The sequence below is a fragment of the Metabacillus lacus genome (assembly GCF_009674805.1).
Classification (GTDB): Bacteria; Bacillota; Bacilli; order Bacillales; family Bacillaceae; genus Metabacillus_C; species Metabacillus_C lacus.
Window position 1 is genome coordinate 1 of the sequence record NZ_WKKI01000099.1, and the last position, 1,699, is coordinate 1,699.

The 1,699-nt window shown below is 35.2% G+C and carries 1 protein-coding gene; it reads left to right on the forward strand.

Going from position 1 to position 1,699, the window contains the following annotated elements; all coding sequences use genetic code 11:
* Window positions 1-124: 124 nt before the first annotated feature.
* Window positions 125-1,678, forward strand: coding sequence for an IS1182 family transposase (locus GJU40_RS20380; protein WP_154309881.1), 1,554 nt, complete (start codon window positions 125-127; stop codon window positions 1,676-1,678).
* Window positions 1,679-1,699 lie beyond the last annotated feature (21 nt).

The following is a 1,699-nucleotide window of genomic DNA, read 5'->3' on the forward strand; positions in this document are numbered from 1 at the left end:
GAGACCACTGAAATACATCTCCTAAAAATTGTAAAAGTTAAAAAATAAAAGAAAACCCTCCTTGATTTGGTATAATTGTAATCGACCAAGACAACAAATTAACCAAAAAGGAAGGTTTTCTTTTATGCTTAAAGACCAAGATATGCAGTTAAGCCTCTTCTCCGTATTATACAATAAAATCCCCGATAACCATACACTTAAAGTACTCAGGGATGAAGTAGACTTCAGTTTCATCAATGCAGCACTTGAACAAACCTACTGCAAGTACTATGGGAGACCTGCCAAAGAGCCAGAGCTTATGGTGAAACTGTTAGTACTCCAACACCTTTATAATCTTTCAGATGTACAAGTAATTTTAGATTCTTCCTTAAATCTTGCATATATGTATTTTCTAGGAGTTAACCCAGAAGATGATCTTCCTCACCCAAGCCTTTTAGCGAAATTCCGAAAAAATAAATTAGAAGACAACCTGACGGTTGATGAAGTTATTATAGAAGTGATTAGACAATGTGTTGAAAAAGGAATTCTTGAAGGTTCTGGTTTAAGTATTGATACGACTCATACACAAGCTAATACCTTTAAGTGTACAGCTGAAAGAGTCATGAAGCGACTGGCTAAAAAGATATTAAAAACCCTGGAAAATGAATGCGAGGAAGTTCCGGAGGAAATAAATCAAGAGATTCCTAATTACAGAGAGATAGAGGATCATAAAATAGCGAAAGTAGTCATGAAATCCTATCTTGAAGAAACCATTCAAAAAGTTGAAGAAACAATTTCATTAGAAAGTACTCCAAAAGTAGAAAAACTATTAAAGAATGTGAAAACTATCCTTTCAGATCCTAAATTCATGGAACAAAAAGGTGTGCGTTCCATTGTTGATCAAGATGCAAGAGTTGGACATAAAAGTAAGACTGCTCATTTCTTCGGGTATAAAACAGAATTTATAATGACAACGGAAGATCGAATTATCACTGCAGTTCATGTAGATAATGGAGCTTATGTGGATGGCAGCAAGTTTGATGAATTATTGGAGTTAACAAAGAAAAGTGGCGTAAGGATAGAGAAAGTATTTGGAGATAAAGCATATTTTAGAAAGCCGATACTCGACAAGATTAAAGAATCTGAAGCCAAGGCCTACATACCTGTAAGTGAGATGGCTTACAAGATTGATGAGGAAATATTCAGTTACAATAAAGATTCGGATGAATGGTTCTGTGTTCAGGGAAATAATACAGTAAGAAAATATCATAAGAAAGGTAAAAACAAAGAATCTTACCGCTATTACTTTGAAAAAGAACAATGCCGAAACTGTCCCATACGGGACATATGTATTTCAGGAAAAACTGTGGGTAAAGTGATGGAGGTTGGCATCAACACCCCAGAATTTTATGGATACAGCCAAGAACAAAAAAAGGATGAATTTAAAGAAGAATATCGGAAAAGAGCTTGCCAGGAATGGAAAAATGGCGAGATGAAGAATTTCCACGGGTTAGGTCGTGCCAGAGGGTACGGTCTAAAAAGCATGACCTTACAAGCCAAGTTAACTGCATTAGCGGTAAATTTAAAGAGGATAGCAGCAATTCTATCCTCTAGCAAAGGTGTTTCTTTAACTCTTTTTCCATTTTCTTGTACTTTTTTGTTAAATCCACAAAAATTATGCTTAACAGGTGATAAATAAGGTTACTTTTTCAGTGGTCTC